11 protein-coding genes are annotated in these 17,915 nt (G+C 72.2%); 3 read left to right on the top strand and 8 right to left on the bottom strand.

The window, feature by feature from the left end; all coding sequences use genetic code 11:
* Positions 1 to 193: 193 nt before the first annotated feature.
* Together EV567_RS27515 and EV567_RS27510 are read left to right on the top strand one after the other, a co-directional pair.
* A complete protein-coding gene (locus EV567_RS27515) occupies positions 194 to 1,207 on the top strand; it encodes a LacI family DNA-binding transcriptional regulator (protein WP_130444822.1) in 1,014 nt (337 codons plus the stop codon).
* Positions 1,208 to 1,303: 96 nt separating this feature from the next.
* Positions 1,304 to 3,346, top strand: coding sequence for a TIM-barrel domain-containing protein (locus tag EV567_RS27510; RefSeq protein ID WP_130444820.1), 2,043 nt, complete (start codon positions 1,304 to 1,306; stop codon positions 3,344 to 3,346).
* A 64-nt stretch (positions 3,347 to 3,410) separates the two neighbouring features.
* Here the strand turns inward: EV567_RS27510 and EV567_RS27505 are convergent, their stop codons facing one another.
* The 6 genes from EV567_RS27505 to EV567_RS27480 form a co-directional block, all read right to left on the bottom strand.
* The gene (locus tag EV567_RS27505) at positions 3,411 to 4,124 is read right to left on the bottom strand and encodes a GH12 family glycosyl hydrolase domain-containing protein (protein ID WP_130444818.1); all 714 of its coding nucleotides are present in this window, start codon (positions 4,122 to 4,124) and stop codon (positions 3,411 to 3,413) included.
* Positions 4,125 to 4,163: 39 nt separating this feature from the next.
* Entirely contained in the window at positions 4,164 to 6,389 is a 2,226-nt protein-coding gene (locus EV567_RS27500) for a glycosyl hydrolase family 95 catalytic domain-containing protein (RefSeq protein ID WP_130444816.1), read from the bottom strand.
* On the bottom strand, positions 6,386 to 8,368 hold the full coding sequence (locus EV567_RS27495; protein WP_130444791.1) for a beta-galactosidase: 1,983 nt from the start codon (positions 8,366 to 8,368) through the stop codon (positions 6,386 to 6,388). The genes EV567_RS27500 and EV567_RS27495 overlap by 4 nt, the downstream gene beginning before the upstream one ends.
* Before the next feature lie 156 nt (positions 8,369 to 8,524).
* Positions 8,525 to 9,484 carry a carbohydrate ABC transporter permease gene (locus tag EV567_RS27490; RefSeq protein WP_130444789.1) on the bottom strand — a complete coding sequence of 320 codons (960 nt, stop codon included), beginning with the start codon at positions 9,482 to 9,484 and terminating at the stop codon, positions 8,525 to 8,527.
* Positions 9,481 to 10,515, bottom strand: a complete 1,035-nt coding sequence (locus tag EV567_RS27485; RefSeq protein WP_130444787.1) for a sugar ABC transporter permease — start codon at positions 10,513 to 10,515, stop codon at positions 9,481 to 9,483. The genes EV567_RS27490 and EV567_RS27485 overlap by 4 nt, the downstream gene beginning before the upstream one ends.
* 27 nt (positions 10,516 to 10,542) lie before the next feature.
* Complete coding sequence (locus tag EV567_RS27480; protein WP_130444785.1) at positions 10,543 to 12,246, bottom strand: extracellular solute-binding protein; 1,704 nt, start codon at positions 12,244 to 12,246, stop codon at positions 10,543 to 10,545.
* Between the two features lie 384 nt (positions 12,247 to 12,630).
* On the opposite strand from EV567_RS27480, the gene EV567_RS27470 reads away from it, so the two are divergent.
* Entirely contained in the window at positions 12,631 to 15,501 is a 2,871-nt protein-coding gene (locus tag EV567_RS27470; protein ID WP_130444782.1) for a glycoside hydrolase family 3 C-terminal domain-containing protein, read from the top strand.
* Between the two features lie 135 nt (positions 15,502 to 15,636).
* On the opposite strand, the gene EV567_RS27465 is transcribed toward EV567_RS27470, so the two are convergent.
* Positions 15,637 to 17,082, bottom strand: coding sequence for an aldehyde dehydrogenase family protein (locus EV567_RS27465; RefSeq protein WP_130444780.1), 1,446 nt, complete (start codon positions 17,080 to 17,082; stop codon positions 15,637 to 15,639).
* The gene (locus EV567_RS27460) at positions 17,079 to 17,900 is read right to left on the bottom strand and encodes a phosphatase PAP2 family protein (protein ID WP_130444778.1); all 822 of its coding nucleotides are present in this window, start codon (positions 17,898 to 17,900) and stop codon (positions 17,079 to 17,081) included. Before EV567_RS27460 ends, EV567_RS27465 begins: the two co-directional genes overlap by 4 nt.
* Between the last annotated feature and the right edge of the window lie 15 nt (positions 17,901 to 17,915).

The raw sequence follows: 17,915 nt of genomic DNA, 5'->3' as shown, positions 1-17,915 counted from the left end.
CCTGCGCCCAGCAGGCCGGCCTCTCGGACCGCTCCCGGCGGGATCGGGTGTGAGAACGTCCGGAAAGGCGTTGTCGAAGCGCTTCGACGTCCTATGGACACCCACCCTTGCTAGAGCTACTGTCGAACCACCCTCACCCGCCCCTGTTCGCAATGCGCACTGTCGAAGCGCTTCACAAAGCTTGGAGAGCTGGATGGTCACCCTCGCCGAGGTCGCCCAGCACGCCGGAGTCTCGGCGAGCACGGTGAGCTATGTCCTCAGCGGCAAGCGGTCCATCTCCGCGACCACCCGGCAGCGGGTCGAGCAGAGCATCCGCGAGCTCGGCTACCACCCGAACGCGGGCGCCCGCGCCCTGGCCAGCAGCAGGTCGAACATCATCGCGCTGATGGTCCCGCTGCGCACCGACATGTACGTGCCGGTGATGATGGAGATCGCCATCGCGGTCGCCACCACCGCCCGCACGCACGGCTACGACGTCCTGCTGCTCACCGGCGAGGAGGGTCCCGACGCCGTCCGCCGGGTCACCGGCAGCGGGCTCGCCGACGCGATGATCCTGATGGACGTCCAACTGGACGACGAGCGGCTGCCGTTGCTGCGGGGGACGGATCAGCCGGCGGTACTGATCGGGCTGCCCGCCGACACCTCGGGGCTGACCTGCGTCGACCTCGACTTCACGGCGACGGGCGCGCTGTGCGTGGAGCACCTGGCCAAGCTCGGGCACCGGGACGTCGCCGTCATCGGCGAGGCCCCCGCCGTGTACGAACGGCACACCGGGTTCGCCGAACGCACCCTGGACGGACTGCGCTCCCGCGCCCGGGAGTTGGGGGTGCGGCTGCTGCACCGCCCGTGCGAGGGCGGATACGTCGCCATGGCCGCGACGCTCGCCCGGATCCTCGACGAGCGGCCGGGCACCACCGGTTTCGTCGTGCAGAACGAGTCGGCGGTCGAGCCGCTGCTCGCGCTGCTGCGCCAGCAGGGGCGGGCCGTGCCGGAGGACGTGTCGGTGCTGGCGATCTGCCCCGAACAGGTCGCCGTCCAGGCCTCGGTGCGGCTGACGTCGGTCGCCATCCCCGCCCAGGAGATGGGCCGGCACGCGGTGGAACGTCTCGTCGCCAAGCTCGGCGGCCGGGGCGAGAGCGAAGTGGTGCTGCTGGAACCCGAGTTGACGGTCCGGGCGAGCACCGGACCGGCGCCCGCCTCCCCCTGAACCACCCCGCGCGCCTCCCCCTCGCCCTCCGCTCCCCCGCCGCGACGCCCCGCCCTCCGCACGTCCGCACTCCTCCAGGAGCACAGGAGCCCCCTCGTGAATCAGCCTGCCGAAAACCAGCCCCAGGTCAGCCTCGCGCAGTCCTCGCCCACCGTCGGCACCTTCCGTGAGCGGGACGGCGCTCTGGAGTGGAGCGGGCGCCAGGAGACGCTGCGCGTCGAGCCGTGGGGGCCGGACGCGGTCCGGGTCCGGGCCCGCCTGGGCGGCCCCGTCCTGGACGGCCTGCCCGGCGCACTGCTGCCCCAGGCGCCGCCGACGCCGTCCACCGTGAAGACCGAGGAGGGCCTGGGACGGCTGACGGTCGGCGCGCTGACCGTCGAGGTGGACGCGGAGGGCCTGGTCCGCTTCCTGCGGACCGAGGACGGCTCCGAGGTCCTGTCCGAGGCCCGCGCCCACTTCTGGTGGCCCGGCCCCCGCCTCTACACGGCCGTCGGCAACGGCCACCACCGGCTGGAGCAGCGCTTCGCCGCCTACGACGACGAGAGGCTGTACGGCCTGGGGCAGCACCAGCACGGCCGGCTGGACCAGAAGGGGCTGGTGCTGGACCTGGTGCAGCGCAACGCCGAGGTCGGCATCCCTGTGCTCACCTCCAGCCGCGGCTACACACTGCTGTGGAACAACCCGGCGATCGGCCGGGTGGAGCTGGCCGGCAACGGCACCCGCTGGGTGGCGGACTCGGCTCGGCAGATCGACTACTGGATCACCGCGGGCGCGCCGGCCGACGCCCAGCGCCGCTACAGCGCGGTGACCGGCCGCACCCCGATGCTGCCGGAGTGGGCGGCCGGCTTCTGGCAGTGCAAGCTGCGCTACCGCACACAGGACGAACTCCTCGCGGTGGCACGGGAGTACAAGCGGCGGGGGCTGCCGCTGTCCGCCATCGTCTGCGACTTCTTCCACTGGACCCATCTGGGCGAGTGGAGGTTCGACCCCGCGGAGTGGCCGGACCCGGCCGCGATGGTCGCCGAACTGGACGAGCTGGGCGTGAAGTTGGTGGTGAGCGTCTGGCCGTCGGTGTCGCCGCTGAGCGAGAACCACGCGGTCATGGAGCAACGCGGCCACTTCATCGGCACCCAGTACGGTCCGCTGGCGCACGCCGACTGGCCGGACAAGGGAGTCGCCTCGACGGTCCAGGTGGCCTTCTACGACGCCACCAACCCCGAGGCACGCGAGTTCGTGTGGTCGCGCATCCGGGACAACTACCTCCTCCCGTACGGGATCGACGCCTTCTGGCTGGACGCCTGCGAGCCGGAGCTCAAGCCCGGCTTCCCGGAGAACCTGCGCTACTGGGCGGGTCCGGGCCTGGAGGTCGGCAACATGTACCCGGCGGAGAACGCCCGTACGTTCCACGAGGGGCTGTGCGCCGAGGGCAAGAAGGACATCGTCACGCTCAACCGCTCGGCGTGGGCGGGCAGTCAGCGCCACGGGGCGGCCCTGTGGTCGGGTGACATCGGCACCGACTTCGCCACCCTGCGCCGTCAGATCGCCGCCGGTCTCAACACGGCGCTGTCGGGCATCCCTTGGTGGAACACCGACATCGGCGGCTTCCACGGCGGCGACCCGGACGACCCGTCGTACCGCGAGGTGATGGTCCGCTGGTTCCAGTTCGGCGCGCTGTCCCCGCTGATGCGGCTGCACGGCTTCCGTGACCCGGGCATGCCGCTGGGGCCGGAGATGACCGGCGGTCCCAACGAGGTGTGGTCCTACGGGGAGGAGGCCGGCGCGATCCTGGAGCGGTACCTGCGCCTGCGCGAGCGCCTCAAGCCGTACATCCTCAAGGTGATGCGCGAGGCCCACGAGGAGGGGCTGCCGCCGATGCGGCCGCTGTTCCTGGAGTTCCCCGACGACAAACTCGCCTGGCAGGTCTCCGACGCCTACCTGTTCGGTGCGGAGCTGCTGGTCGCCCCGGTGCTGGAGCCGGGCGCGACGACCTGGACGACGTATCTCCCGGCGGGCGCCGGCTGGGCGGACGCGTGGACCGGTGAGACGTACGAGGGCGGCCAGGCCGTGACGGTCGACGCCCCGCTGGACCGGATCCCGCTGTTCCTGCGGGACGGGGCGCGGCTGCCCGTGGCGGAGTAGCCGCGCACAGGAGGGTGCGGCCGGTCCCGTAGGGGAGGGACCGGCCGCACCGTCGTCGCGTGGGTCAGCCGCCGCTGACGGTCAGGTTGTCGGTGGTGAAGTTCAGACCGCCGGCGGAGGAGGTGATCTCGTAGCCGAACTGGACGTCGCCGATGGTCTCGTCGCCGAACCAGTGCTTGGTGTCCTTGATCCACTTGACGATCGGCAGGATGTTGACGGTGCCGGAGGTCGAGTTGGAGGTGCGGATGAACGAGAAGACCTCGTTGGAGCCGTTGCTGCCCTTGTGGACGGTCCAGGTGTGGCCGCCGAGGGTGACGGTTCCCTGCGAGGAGCCCAGCGGGCCGACGGGGCCGGTCTTGTTGACCCAGAGCATGATCTCGTAGTCGTAGTCGGTGTCCCAGATGTCGTAGGACGTGTTGTACGCGCCGGACGACGGGACGGTGACCTTGTAGGTGCTGGTCAGCGAGGAGAGCGCGCTGATCCGCTTGTTGATCACCTTCTTGGAGTCGGGGTAGGACTTGATGCCGCCGGTGTTGGGGTGGTTGGCCCAGACGCCCCAGTTGGTGCCGGAGTTGGCCCAGACGCACTGGCTGCCGAAGCCGGAGCCCCAGATGTTGTTGTAGAGGGTGTAGCCGTTCAGGCTGGTGGTGCCCCAGCGGTCGCAGGAGTTCCAGACGGCGGCGGACGCGGGGGCGGCGGCGAGGGCGACGGTCGCGCCGAGGGCCAGCACCGGGGCCAGTAAGGCCGTGCTGAGCTTGCGCGGTGTGCTCAGTGCCATGGTGTCCCTTTCCATGGGTGGGGGGATTCGCGGGGGGTGTCACCACGCCTTCGTGCGAAGGACGTGGTCCTCTCCGGCGACGAGGTCGAGCACGCTCGTGCCGGAGGAAGTCCGCAGTTCGACGCGGCGGGTGCGGGTGGGGCGCAGCACCGCGTGCGTCTCCTCGGGGCTCCAGGCGAGGTCGAGCACGGCGCCGAAGCGGGTGCGGACGCCGAGGAGACGGCCTCGCGGCAAGGCCGTGGGAAGGGCGGGCAGCAGGACCAGCCGGTCGGGGGTCGACTGGACGAGGGTCTCGATCAGCACGGCGGGCAGGGTGTGAGCGGCGTCCGCGTTGTAGACGTGCCGGTTCGGGTAGTGGGCGCTCATCAGCGAGGCGTGGAAGTAGTCGCCTTCGAGGACCTGGGCGAGCGCGTGGGCGGCGCGGTCGGCGTCGCCGAGGCGGGCGGCGATCAGGGCGTGGTGGAGGTGGCCGTGCGCGGAGTCGTTCTCCGCGCCGCGCAGGCACAGGGCGCGGTGGGCGGCGGCCGCCAGGTGCGGGGTGTCGTGGGGGGTGATCTCGTCGAGGGGCCAGACGGCGTAGAGGTGGCTGAGGTGGCGGTGGTCGTAGGTGTCGTCGAGGCCGGGCCGGGCCCATTCGGCGAGGGCGCCGTCGGCGTTGACGCGGTGCGGCGGGAGGCGGTCGGCGAGGGCGCGCCAGCGGGCGGCTTCGGGGGTGTCCGGATGGTGATCGGCCGCGGTGCGCAGGGCGTGGCGGGCCGCGGAGAGGTCCATGGCGGCGTCGAGGGACCCCCAGCTCGCGCCCGTGGGGCGGTTCTCGGGTGAGTAGGAGGGGACGACGACGAGCCGGCCGTCGGCGTCGGTGCGGGTGAGGAAGTCCTCGTAGAAGCGGGCGACTTCGGCGAGAGCGGCGACGGTGCGCGGGTCGTGTCCGCCGTGGGTCTCGTCGTGGTCGACGAGCGGTTTGAGCAGCCAGTCGGCGCCGGCGGTCCACAGGTGCAGCGGGTATTCGCGGCTGAAGTGGTACGTCAGTCCTGACTCGCCGTCGGTGTGGGAGGGGGCGACGACGCCGCGGGCGCCGAAGACGGCGCGGGCGTTCTCCCGCCAGTCGTCGAGCTGGCCGTGGACCAGGTTGGCGAGGGCGGCGGTGACCTCGGGCAGGTCCGCCGCGGCGGCGGACGCCGTCTGGAGGTTGAGGTTGGCGTTGGTGGTGAACGCGCCGGACCAGGCGGTGTCCCAGTCGCCGGTCCACAGGCCGGTGAGCCGGGGCGGGAGGAGGCCGCCGGCGCTGAGGAGGTGGTAGCGGCCGGCGGCGAAGAGCCGTTCCAGCAGCGCCGGGCTGCCGGGCCGCCGGAGCAGCTCCGAGCCCGGGAGGGCGCGTTCGGCCGGGTCGGCGGCGAGGTCGAGGGTGACGCGTTCGTACGCGGTGCGGTGCAGCCGGGTGTGCCGGTCGAGGAGGGTGCCGTAGGAGAGGAGGGTGCCGTGAGTGCCGTCGGCGAGAAGGGCGCGCAGGGCGCGTGTCTCCTCGGTGACGTCGGGTTCGCCGGTGTGGCGGCGGACGCGGGTGAGCAGCAGCACGGATTCGGCGTCCTCCACGCGGACGCCGGCCCCGGCGGGGAGGGTGCGGCCGCCGGTCACGGCGAGGAGGGCGACGCCGGTGTACGAGCGGTCGCTGCCGGGGTAGCGGGCGTGGAGGGTGAGTGCGGCGCCTTCGGGGGTGCGCAGGGCGCCGCGTGCGACGCGGAGGCCGGCGGGCGCGCCCGGCAGGCGGTGGTCGAGGCTGACGTCGAGGGTGAGCCGGCCGCCGCTCACGTGCTGGACGATCACGTCGTCGGCGCGGGAGACGAAGACACGGCTGGTCCGGTCGCCGTCGGCGGTGGTGACCTCGCCGGTGGCGAAGTCGACGGCACGGCGGTACCGGCGCCGGCCCCCGGGCGCCGTGGGCGGACGCCTCAGGCGGGTCTGGAATCCGGGGTGGAAGGGCTGCACCCACTGCAGGGGGCGGCCGTCGGTGAAGTCCTCGGCGGCGGTGAGGTCCCCGGCGAGCAGCCGGTCCTGGACGTCGGCGAGTCGTGCGGCGAGCTCGGGGGGCCGGGCATGCTCGGCGCCGTTGGGGCGGACCAGGGTGTGGTGGGTGACGACGACCCGGTCGTCGTCGGGGTCGCCGAACACCAGGGCGCCGTGGTGGCCGTTGCCGCTGAGGAAGCCGTCCTCCCAGCGGGCCGCGGGGCGCGGCTCCCAGGTGCCGTGAACGGGGCCGCCGGTCATGGCGCCAGCACGGCGACGTCGTAGCGGCCGAGGGTGATCCCGTCGGTCACGCCGGCGCCGGTCAGGAGGTCGCGGTAGGCGCCCGGCACGGCGACCCTCACGGTGTCCCGCCCATGGTTGAGCAGGAAGAGGAGGTCGCCTCGGCGGAGGGCCTCGACCTGGTCCGGCAGTCCGCCGAGGACGGGGCCCGCGCCCGCGTCCGCCGCGATCCGGGCGAGCAGGTCGCGCAGGGGGTCCGGCTCCGGGAGCGTGGAGACGTACCAGGCGCGGCCCCTGCGGAGCACGGCGGGCATGCCGTCGAGGTCGCCGCCCCGGTAGCGGGCGTGGGTCTCGGCGTCGTCGCTCGGCTCGATCTCCTCCGACCACAGCGTGCCGCGGAAGCCGTCGCACTCGGTGTGCTCCCCCGCCTGGAGCGGCCACCACTCGTGCAGGACGCGGATGCCGAACAGCTCGCGCAGCCGGGCGTCCATGCCGCCGGGCCGCACCCGGTCGTCGTGGTCGGCGACGCCGGTGAGGAAGCCGCTGACCAGGGTGCCGCCGTCGCGCACGAAGGCGAGGAGATTGTCGACCGCGTTCTCGGTGAGGGCGTACAGCTGGGGGACGACGACCAGCCTGTACGGGGTGAGGTCGTGCTCGGGGTGGGCGAAGTCGGCGGTGAGGTGGGCCCGCCAGAGGGCGCGGTGCCAGGCGGTGAGGACGTCGGGGTAGTCGACCTCGGTGGAGGGGCGGCCGTCCTGGGCGCCGGCCCACCAGGAGTGCCAGTCGTGCAGCACGGCCACCTCGGCGGCGACAGGGCGTCCCGTCACATGGGGGCCGAGCCGGGCGAGGTCGCGGCCGAGCTGCTTGACCTCCGCGAAGGTGCGGCCCTGTTCGCCCGCGTGGCTGAGCATCCCGGAGTGGAACTTCTCCGCGCCCTGCCGGGACTGCCGCCACTGGAAGTAGCAGACGGCGTCCGCGCCCCGGGCCACCGCCTGGAGCGACCAGAGGCGGTTCACGCCCCGGGGCTTGGGGTGGTTCACGCCGCGCCAGTTGACCGGTCCGGCCGCCTGCTCCATCAGCATCCAGGGGCCTCGGGCCTGCGAGCGGGTGAGGTCCTGGACGAGGGCGCCGGCTTGCGCGCCGTAGGGGTCGCGGGGGTCGGGGTAGAGGTCGACGGAGACGACGTCCTCCTCCTCGGCCCAGCGCCAGGCGTCCAGCCCGGACCACAGCGGCATGAAGTTGGTCGTCACCGGGACGTGCGGGCTGTGCCGGGCGACGATGTCGCGTTCGGCGAGGTAGCACTCCAGGAGCGCGTCGGAGGTGAAGCGCCGGAAGTCCAGCAGCTGGGCGGGGTTGCGCAGGTAGTGGGTGCGGCGGGCGGGCAGGATGCCGTCCCAGGTGTCATAGCCCTGCCCCCAGAAGGCGGTGCCCCAGGCCTCGTTGAGGGCGTCGAGGGTGCCGTACCGCTCGCGCAGCCAGCGGCGGAAGGCGGCGGCGGCCTCGTCGCCGTGGTCGTACGTGCAGTACTCGTTGTTGATGTGCCACAGGGTGAGGGCGGGGTGGCGGCCGTAGCGGGCGGCCAGGTCCTCGGTGACGGCGGCGGCGTGACGGCGGTAGACGGCGCTGGAGTGGGAGAAGTGCTGCCGGCCGCCCCACCATTCGATCGCGCCGTGCTCGTCGCGGGGCAGGGTCTCCGGGTGGAGGCGGCCGAGCCACGGCGGGGGCGAGGAGGTGGGGGTGGCGAGGACGACTCCGACGCCGTTGTCGTGCATCAGGTCCATCAGCTTGTCCAGCCAGCCGAACTCCCGCGCCCCGGGCCGGGGTTCGATCCGGGACCAGGAGAAGACGCCGAGGGTGACGGAGTTGACTCCGGCGTCGCGCATCAGACGGACGTCGTCGTGCCAGGTCTCCTCGGGCCACTGTTCGGGGTTGTAGTCGCCGCCGAAGAGGATGCGGCCCCGGGTGGCGTGGGCGAGGCCGGGACGGTGGCGGGCGGGCATCAGACGGGCTCCCCGTACGGGAACTCCCGCCCGTGTGAGGCGGGTCGGGGTGTGCGGTAGGTGGCGTGCATGGGGCACCTCGGGTGTGGGAGGGGGCGGGCGTGGGCCGGGGCGGCCGACCGGGGCGGCGGGCGTTCCCTGTCGGCGGGCCGCCCGTCATCCCTTCACGGCGCCGGTCAGCATGCCCTTCTTGAAGTGCTTCTGGACGAACGGCGACAGCACGGCCACCGGCAGCAGCGCCATCACCATGACCGCCATCTGCACGGCCAGCCCGGACAGTTGGCCGGTCCTGATGGCCTGCCCGAGCCCGACCGGCGCCTCCTGCTTCTGCACCAGCTGGATCATGACGTTCTGCAGCGGCATCATGTCCTGTTCGTTCAGGTACAGCGAGGCGTTGAACCACGCGCTCCAGTACCCGACCGCGTAGAACAGCGTGATCACCGCGATGACCGCGCGCGAGAGCGGCATCACTATCTGCAGGAGGATCCGGAAGTCGCCGGCCCCGTCGATGCGCGCGCTGTCGATGAGTTCGGGCGATATGCCCATGAAGAAGCCGCGCAGCACGAGGATGTTGAAGACGCTCACCGCGCTCGGCAGGATCAGCGCGAGGTAGGTGTCGGTCAGTCCCAGGGTCTGCACCAGCAGGTAGGTGGGGATGAGTCCGGCGCTGAAGAACATGGTCGCCAGCAGGATCATCAGCAGCCAGCGGTGCCCTAGCGAGCCGCTGCGGGAGAGCCCGTACGCGCACAGCACGGACACCGTCATGGAGAACAGCGTGCCGACGAGGGTGACGAGGACGCTGATGACCGCCGCGCGGGTGACCTGCCCGCCGCTGAGCAGTTCCTCGTAGGCGATGAAGGTGACGCCCTTGGGCACCATCACCAGTCCGCCGGCCTCGTCGATGGTCTTGCGCGAGGACAGGCTGGTGACGACGACGATCCACAGCGGGAAGACGATCGCCAGGCAGGCCAGCGCCAGGGCGATGCTCTTGCCGGCGAGGCCCGCCTTGGAGGGCGGCTCCTCCCAGCCGGGCCGGGGCGGGGCCTGCCACCAGCGCGGCGCCTTCTCCGGTCCCGGATCGCTGTCCTGCCGTGGCTCCCAGGTCGCGGTGGTCACTTCTTGTACACCCCCTGCTCGCCCATCAGATGGGCCACCTTGTTCGCGGCAAGGACCAGCCCGAGGCTGACGACGCCCTTGATGAGGCCGGCGGCGGCCGCGTAGCTGAAGTCCTGGTTGCGCACGCCGTTCCACCACACGAAGGTGTCGAGGACTTCCGCGGCCCCCGGTCCCACGGCCTCGCGTTGCAGCAGGATCTGCTCGAAGCCGACCGTCAGGGCGTCGCCGACGCGCAGGACGAGCAGCAGGGCGATCACCGGGCGCAGCGCGGGCAGGGTGACGTGCCACATGCGGCGCCAGCGGCCGGCGCCGTCCATGGCGGCGGCTTCGTAGAGGTCGGGGCTGACGGAGGCCAGCGCGGCGAGGAAGACGATGATCCCCCAGCCGGCGTCCTTCCACACGCTCTCGGCGGTGATGAGCAGGGCGAAGGTGTCCGGGTCGGCCATGATGTTCAGGCCGTCGTGCCCGTTCTCGCGCAGCAGCTGGGAGAGGATGCCGGCGCCGCCGAACAGCTGCTGGAAGACGGCGATGACCAGCACCCAGGAGAAGAAGTGCGGCAGGTAGAGCACGGCCTGGGCGACCGCCCGCACCCGGGGCCTTACCACGCTGTTGATGAGCAGGGCGAGCAGGATGGGGATCGGGAAGAACAGCACGAGCTGGATGACGAACAGCACCAGCGTGTTCTCGACCGCGTTCCAGAAGGCGGAGTCCTCGAAGATCCGCTGGAAGTTGTCCAGGCCCACCCAGGGGCTGTTGAAGATGGAGACGACGCCGTTGTCGCTGATGTAAGGGTCGTACTCCTGGAAGGCGACCACGTTGCCGAGGATGGGCACGTAGTTGAAGAGCAGGACCAGGGCGACCGCCGGCAGGGTCATCAGGAGCAGGGCGCGGTCGCGTCTGAACCTGACCCGCAGGCTCGATCCCGAGGCGGGCGCCCTGCGTCCGGGGCCGGTGGCGCCGCCGGACGCCACCGGGGTTTTCTCCGTCTCGTCGGCCTCGGCCCTGCTCCGAGGCACCGTGCTGTGCGACACAGCCGTTCTCCTTGCCTCGCAGCCGGCTCAGCTCGCCGCCGAGCCGTTGTCGTCGAGCAGCTTCTTGTACCAGTCGCGGAGTTGGTCGCCGCCCTTGCTCTTCCAGTCGGCGACGAACTGCTGCATGTCGCTGACCTTCTTGCGGCCGCGGACGATGTCGTCCTCCAACTGCTCCACGTCGTTGGTGAGGTTGGTGAACCGCGTCGGCTCGGTGATCTGCATCCCGTAGAAGGCCGACTTCTTGGTGAAGGCGCCCATCCGCTGCTGCCATTCGACCTGGCCCTTGGCGACGGCCGGGAAGTCGGGGTGGGCGATGGTCGCGGCGGGGGCGGAGACGAATGTGTAGGAGTTGGCGACCTCGTTGTTGCCCTTGTCGTTCTTGACGGGCACGCCGTCCTTCACCGTGTAGTGGGTGCCCTCGACGCCGTAGTTGGTGAGCATGTACTCCTTGGTGCCGTACGGGGCGGCGGTCACGTTGGCGAGCGCCAGCGCGTCGCGGACGACGGCCTCGGAGGCCTTCTTGTTGACGAAGGCGAACATGTTGGCCGGGTTGGTGGCCCACAGGGTGGGCTGCCCGCCGTCGTGGCCGAAGAGGTCCATGCCCCAGATCTTGAAGGCGGGGTTCTGGGCGGCCTGGCTCGCGGTCTGGACGTACCAGTTGGAGATGTCGTTGTTCCAGATCAGGAACTCGCCGGCGGCGAACTTGGGCGCCGGGTCGGTGGCCTGGCTCTTGCCCAGCTCGAAGTCGGGGTGGACGACCTTGGCGGCGAACAGCTTGCGGGTCCACTCCAGCGCCTCGAGGAAGGCCTCCGTCTCGATGCGGTTGACCAGCTTGCCGTCGACCATGTCCCAGCCGAGGGGCTTCTCGCCGCCGGACAGCACGCCGAAGATGTTGAACGCCGTCCACTTCATGTCGCCGCAGGCCCACCGCTTGGCCCTGGCGTTGGTGACCTCCTTGCACAGCGCCAGGAACTCGTCGGCGGACTTGGGGACTTGGTAGCCCTCCTTGTCGAAGACGTCCTGGCGGTAGCAGGGCACGATGTTCGGGACGTACGAGGCGGGGATCGGCAGGCCCATCAGCCTGCCGCCGAAGATGGAGCGCTGCCAGGCCTCGGTCGGGATCGCCGCCAGGTTGGGGAACTCCTTGACCGCGTCCCCGGAGAGGTGGGGGCCGAGGTCGGCGAACTTGCCGATGATGGCGCTCGGTATCTTGCCGCCCATGTTCCAGCCGGGGATGACCACCATGTCCGGGACGTCGCTGGAGGCGAGGACCGCGCCGAGCTTCTGGTCGTAGGTGTTGCCGTCCTGGTTGCGCCACTGGACGTCGACGCCGGCCAGGTCGTTCATCGCCTTGTAGTAGGCGTTGTCGCCCTTCGGCGGCGAGCCCCAGAACGGGGCCATGACGGTGACCTTGCCGCCCTTGCCGAGCTTCGCCGGCACGGAGGACTTCAGGCCCGCGAGGTCGAGCTTGCCGGTGAAGCCGACCGCGGAGCCGTTCTTGGAGGCGATGTCGGGGGTGACGATGTTGCCGGCGACGAACGTCGGCAGGATCTTCTTGGCCTTCTTCCCCGAGGTGGTGCCGTCGCGCGAGCCGCCGTCCGAGCCGCCGCAGGCGGCGAGCAACGGCATTCCTCCCGCCACCGCTGCGGTGGCGACCGCCGTGGAGGCGAGGAAGCTTCTCCGGCTGGGCCCGGAAGGACCTGAGGAGGGGGAAGCGGCGTTCGGCGTCATTGCGTCAACCCTTCATGGCGCACCAGGACACCCGGCGGTGGCCGTCGGCTGCGGTGTCTCGAGTGGATCTGGCTGAGCTGAAGCGCGTCCCGACTCCCGGTCTTCCCAGGCCTGGGCGCACCCGATGGCGACTCCAGCCGCTCGTAGGATCGTCGAAGCGCTTCGATGTTGCTGCGAGGTTAAGTGAAGGGCAGGGGGTACACAAGGGTCGTTCCCAAGATTCCTCGGCGCTTCGCAGGTTCCGCCCATGCGCACAGTCGGCTTGAAATGACGCCTGGTTGTCGGACTTGTTGCGGTGGGGTCCCTTGACACCCACCCCCGAGGCGAATGAGCATCGAAGCGCTTCGAAAGCATTCTTCCGCTCCAGCGCCGAGGGATCCCCACGTGACCGCATCCATGCCGCCCACGCCGCCTTTCCGCGATCCGCAGCTGCCGTTCCCGAAGCGCGTCGACGACCTGCTGGCGCGGCTGACCCTGGACGAGAAGATCTCCTTCCTGCACCAGTTCGTCCCCGCCGTCGAACGCCTGGGGATCGCCGCGTTCCGCACCGGCCAGGAGGCGCTGCACGGGGTGGCCTGGATGGGCCCGGCGACGGTGTTCCCGCAGGCGGTGGGGCTCGGCGCGACCTGGAACCCGGACCTGGTGCGCCGGGTCGGCGAGGCGGTGTCCCGGGAGGTCCGCGCGATGCGCGCCCGCGACGAGCGGGTGGGCCTGAACGTCTGGTCGCCCACGGTCAACCTGCTGCGCCACCCGCTGTGGGGCCGCAACGAGGAGGGCTACTCCGAGGACCCGAAGCTGACCTCCGCCATCGCGACCGCCTACACCCGCGGGCTGCGCGGCGAGCATCCGACGTACTGGCGCACCGCGCCGGTCCTCAAGCACTGGCTGGCCCACAACAACGAGACCGGCCGCGACGTCACGTCCTCCTCGGTCCGGCCGCGCGTGCTGCACGAGTACGATCTGCGCGCCTTCCGCGAGACGGTCGAGGCGGGCGCGGTCGCCGGGGTGATGCCGGCGTACAACCTGGTCAACGGGCGTCCCAACCATGTCTCGCCGTATCTGCGGGAGCAGTTGCGCACCTGGACCGAGCAGGAGCTGATGGTGTGCTCGGACGCGGGCGCCCCCTCCAACCTGGTCGACTCCGAGCACTACTTCGACACGCACGAGGAGGCGACGGCGGCCTCGCTCACCGCCGGCGTGGACAGCTTCACCGACCACGGCACGGACGGTTCGCAGATCACCGCCCGGGTGCGGGGCGCGCTGGAGCGGGGCCTGCTGACCGAGGCCGACGTCGACACGGCGGTCCGCCGGCAGCTCTCGGTCCGTTTCCGCCTCGGCGAGTTCGACCCGCACCACGACCCGCACGCGGACACCGGCGAGTTCGACACCCCGGCCCACCGCGCACTCGCCCTGGAGGCCGCCGAGCAGGCGGTGGTCCTGCTGCGCAACGACGGCGTCCTGCCGCTCGCCGCCGACACCCGGATCGCGGTGGTCGGCCCGCTCGCCGACGAGTGCAAGCTCGACTGGTACAGCGGCACGCTGATCCACCGCTCGACTCCCCTGGAGGGGTTGTACGAGCGGTTCGGGGCGGACCGCGTGGCGTTCGCGGAGGGCGTGGACCGCGTCCTGCTGAAGACGTCCGCGGGCACGTTCCTGCACGTCCCGGCCGCCCCCGAGGCAGCCGACGAGACGCGTGGCGCGCAGGGCGCTCTGGACCCGGCGCTGCTCGCGGGCCGCACCGACCTCCCCCCGCTCACGGCCGGCCCCGCCGGCACGGAGCTGGCGCTCGCCGACTGGGGCGACGGGGTCCTCACCCTGCGCGCTCCCGACGGCCGTTACCTCTCGGTCGCCGAGGACGGCTTCCTGCGGGCCTCCGCCGACCGGCCCGGCGGCTGGGTGGTGCAGGAGACGTTCCGCCTGGAGGCGGCACCGGGCTCCGGGACCGACGCCCATGGCAACGGTCACCTCCTCCGGCACATCGGAACGGGTCGCCACGTCTGTGTCACCGCCGAGGGTGTGAAGGTTGCCGAGGACGAGCCCGAGGTGTTCGAGCTGGTCGTCGTCGAGCGCGGCGAGGACGCGGTGGCCCGGGTGGCCGCCGAGGCGGACGTCGTCGTGGTGGTGGCGGGCAACGACCCGCACATCAACGGCCGGGAGACCGAGGACCGCACCACCCTGCGCCTGCCCGCGCAGCAGGAGCGGCTCCTGGCGGCGGCCCGGTCCGGCGACGCGCGCGTGGTGCTCGCGCTGGTGTCGGCCTACCCGTACGCGTTCGACGCGGGGCCGCTGTCCGGGGTGCTGTGGACGGCGCACGGCGGCCAGGCCGGGGGCACGGCGCTGGCGCGGGTGCTGGCCGGCGACGTCTCCCCCGCGGGCCGCCTGCCGCAGACCTGGTACGCCGACGACGCGGACCTTCCCGACCTGCTCGACTACGACGTGATCGGCGGCCGGCAGACGTACCTGTACTTCGAGGGCAGGCCGCTGTTCCCGTTCGGGCACGGGCTGTCGTACGCGTCGTTCGCGTACGCCGATCTGAAGGCGCGCCTCGGGGACGACGGCGAGGACACGGCGCGGGTGTCCTTCACGGTCGTCAACATGGGGGACGTGCCCGCCGACGAGGTGGCGCAGCTCTACACGCGCGCGGTGGACCCGTCGGTGACCCGGCCGCGCCGTGAGCTGCTGGCCCACCGCCGTCTGACGCTCGCGCCGGGCGAGGGGGCCGAGGTGTCCTTCGAGGTCCCGCTGTCCGCCTTCGCGTTCTGGGACGTGGCGCGGGGCGGCCGGCGGCTGGAGCCGGGCCCGTACGACCTGCTGGTGGGCTCCTCCAGCGAGGACGTGCGGCTGCGGACGACGGTCACGCTCGACGGGGAGCCGGCCGCCCCGCGCCCGGTGCTCCGCGACGGGCTCGCGGCCGTCGACTTCGACGAGCAGGGCGGGACCGAGATCGTCGACCTGACCAAGGCGTCGGGCGACGCGGTGACGCCGGCCGCGGGCGGCGCGGGCGAACTGCTGTACCGGGCTTGCGACTTCGGGGGCGGGACGGCCGGCGTGAGCGTGGCGGCGGCCGGCTCGGGCACGGTGGAGCTGACCGTGGACGGCGGCCCGGTCCTCGCCGCGCTGACCCTCGCGACGCCGACGGCGGGACCGTACGACTACGTCACCCTGGACGCCCCGTTCACCGCGGCGGGCGTGCGGGATCTGCGGCTGAGGCTGCGCGGCCCCTTGCGGCTCGCGCGCGTCGGCTTCTCCGGTTGAGGGTCCGGAGGGGGCCGGCGCAGAGAAGGGGCCCGGCACCGGAAGGCCCAGGATGCGGACAGCATCCGGACGGCCTCGGTGCCGGGCCCCTTCGGAAGGGCTACGGCGTGTCTCGCACCACGCCCCGGCGTCCGCTCAGAGCGCGAGGCCGGTGAGGACCAGCACCCGCTCGTAGGTGTAGTCGTCCATCGCGAACCGCACGCCCTCGCGGCCGACGCCCGACTGCTTGGCGCCGCCGTAGGGCATCTGGTCGGCGCGGTAGGAGGGCACGTCGCCGATGACGACGCCGCCGACCTCGAGCGCGCGGTGGGCGCGGAAGGCGACCTGGAGGTCGTGGGTGAACACGCCCGCCTGAAGGCCGTACTTGGAGTCGTTGACGGCGGCGAAGGCCTCGTCCTCGCCGTCCGTCCTGCGCACGGTGAGGACCGGTCCGAAGACCTCCTCGCAGGCGATCGTGACGTCCGCGGGCACGTCGGTGAGCACGGTCGGCGCGTAGGTGGCGCCGTCGCGCTTGCCGCCGGTGAGCAGGGTCGCGCCCGCGGCGACGGCCTCGTCCACCCAGGTCTCGACGCGCTTGGCCGCCTCCTCGCTGACCAGCGGGCCGACGTCGGTCGCGTCGTCGGACGGGTCACCGGTGCCCTGGGCCTCGACGGCGGCGACGATGCGCGGCAGCAGCCGGTCGTACACGGCGGCGTCCGCAATCACGCGCTGCACGGAGATGCAGGACTGGCCGCCCTGGTAGTTGGAGAAGGTGGCGATGCGGGCGGCGGCCCAGTCCAGGTCCGCGTCGCTGGACCAGTCGCCGAGGACGACGGCCGCGCCGTTGCCGCCGAGCTCCAGGGTGCAGTGCTTGCGCGGCACCGAGTCCATGATCGCGTAGCCGACCTTCTCGGAACCGGTGAAGGAGATGACCGGCAGCCGCTCGTCCTGGACGAGGGCGGGCATCTTGTCGTTGGCGACCGGGAGGATCGACCAGGAGCCGGCGGGCAGGTCGGTCTCGGCGAGCAGGTCGCCGAGGATCAGGCCGGAGAGCGGGGTGGCCGGGGCCGGCTTGAGGATGATCGGCGCGCCGGCGGCGATGGCAGGGGCGACCTTGTGCGCGCACAGGTTCAGCGGGAAGTTGAACGGCGCGATGCCGAGGACGACGCCCTTGGGGAAGCGTCGCGTCAGCGCCAGACGCCCCTGGCCGCCGGCGTCGGTGTCCAGGCGCTGCGCCTCGCCGCCGTTGAACCGGCGGGCCTCCTCGGCGGCGAACCGGAACACGGAGACGGCCCGGCCGACCTCGCCGCGGGCCCACTTGATCGGCTTGCCGTTCTCCGCGGAGATCAGCCGGGCGATCTCCTCGGTGCGCTCGGCGAGGCGCTTGCTGACGTGGTCCAGGGCGGCGGCGCGGACATGGGCGGGGGTGGCGGCGAACTCGTCCCGCACGGCGTACGCGGCGGCCACGGCCTCCTCGACCTGGGCGTCCGTCGGCACGCTGACCTTGCCGACGAGACGGCCGTCCCACGGGGAGCTGACGTCGAAGCTGTCCTCGCCGGTGACCTGGCGGCCGGCGAGCCAGAAGGCGTGGGTGGAAGTCATGTGTCGGTCCGGCCCTTCCGTTCGGGGGTGTGCTGGGTTTCCGGGTCCACCGTAGGGCTGTGGGGGCGCGTGGGCGCTTGTCCGAGTCGTACGGGTGCGGGGCGCGGGTGCGCCGGTTTGGCGGGGTCGCTCATGGCGCGTCTCAGGAAGAGCCGCAGCGCCCCCAACAACACCACGCACAGGCACCAGCTGGCGACGACGTCCAGCGGCCAGTGGTACCCGTGTCTGACCAGCCCGAACGAGACGGCCAGCACCAGGACGACGGCGAGGGCGGCCGCCGCGCGCCGGGCGGCCGCGGTGACCAGCCAGGGCAGCAGCAGGAGCACGGCGGCCCCGTAGGCGACGCCTGCGGTCGCCGTGTGCCCGGACGGGTAGTAGCCGGTGGCGGGCGGCACGACGGGCGTGCCGGGCCGGGCCGTCCACTCCTTCAGCGGTACGACGATCAGCGCCACCAGCGTCAGCAGGACGAACGCGGTGACCGGCGGCAGCCACCATCGGCGCCGGCCGGCCGCGTTGCCCCGGCGGACGGCGTACAGGGCGGCCAGCAGCAGGGCCGGTACGGCGATCTCCACGTTCCCCAGGGCGGACAGCAGGTCGGAGGCGCGGTCGGGGTGGACGAGGGCGTGGCTGAGGCGTCCGTCGAACCGCAGCAGCGGGCCGTCCACGGCGACCTGCCAGGTGATGAGGACGAAGAGGAGGGCGGGCAGGCCCAGCAGGAACGTGAACTCGAGGCCCGGCCTGCGGGCTCCCGGAGCCCGGTCGGGGATCGCCTGCGGCGCGGACGCGCCCTCGGCTCGCTGGTGGGGGCGGGTCGGCATGCGCCCAGCTTGTCA

This window comes from Streptomyces sp. BK239 (assembly GCF_004217285.1).
Taxonomy (GTDB): domain Bacteria; phylum Actinomycetota; class Actinomycetes; order Streptomycetales; family Streptomycetaceae; genus Streptomyces.
The sequence above is the reverse complement of the archived record's forward strand: the minus strand, read 5'-3'. Positions and strand labels throughout refer to the sequence as shown.